This window comes from Bartonella sp. AD328YNZD, from assembly GCF_042196425.1.
This window is the reverse complement of the sequence record NZ_JBHIQG010000619.1, coordinates 1-950: the sequence shown is the minus strand read 5'-3', so window position 1 is coordinate 950 and position 950 is coordinate 1. Positions and strand designations below refer to the sequence as shown.

Below are 950 nucleotides of genomic sequence, written 5' to 3'. Positions count from 1 at the left end.
GATAATGTTGCGAAGTCTTTAGGTGGTAGCGCTAGCTATGAAAACGGCACTTGGACAGCCCCTACATTCACGGTTAAAGGCTTTAAAGAAGATGGTACAACAGAAGATAAAGAATATCACGATGTAGCATCTGCGTTTGCTGGAGTAGGTAGTTCTTTCACGGATCTTCATAAAGAAATTACCAATGAGATTAAAAATGAGATTACCACTGCTCAAGGTGACGCCTTGAATTGGAGTGAAACGGCGAATGCCTTTGTGGCAACGCATGGATCAGGTGAAGCGAAGACAAATAGCAAGCTTACGTCTCTATTAGATGGGGCCATTAAATCTGGCTCGACGGATGCAGTGACGGGTAACCAGCTTCATGCGTTAGGTGATAATGTTGCGAAGTCTTTGGGTGGTGGCGCTAAATATGAAGAAGGTCAATGGACCGCTCCTGTATTCACGGTTAAGAGCGTCAACGCTGATGGTAAAACAGAAGATAAAAATTATCATGATGTAACCACAGCCTTTGCTGGAGTAGGTAGTTCTTTCGCGAATGTGAATAATTCCATCACGAATATTAAGAATGAAATAGGCAAAGACATTGCCGATGCAAAAAGCGATTCCTTGTTGTGGAGTGAAACGGCGAATGCCTTTGTGGCAACGCATGGCAAAGAAGGTAGTAAAACAAATAGCAAGCTTACGTCTCTATTAGATGGGGCCATTCAATCTGGTTCGACGGATGCAGTGACGGGTAACCAGCTTCATGCGTTAGGTGATAATGTTGCGAAGTCTTTAGGTGGTAGCGCTAGCTATGAAAACGGCACTTGGACAGCCCCTACATTCACGGTTAAGAGCGTTAAAGAAGATGGCAATACAGAAGATAAAGAATATCATGATGTAACCACAGCCTTTGCTGGAGTAGGTAGTTCTTTCGCGAATGTGAATAATTCCATCACGAATATTCA

At 43.4% G+C, this 950-nt stretch carries 1 pseudogene; it reads left to right on the top strand.

Features of this window, described 5'->3' with window-relative positions:
* Positions 1 to 950 (top strand): annotated as a pseudogene (locus ACFIO3_RS14075) (adhesin); the annotation flags it as partial.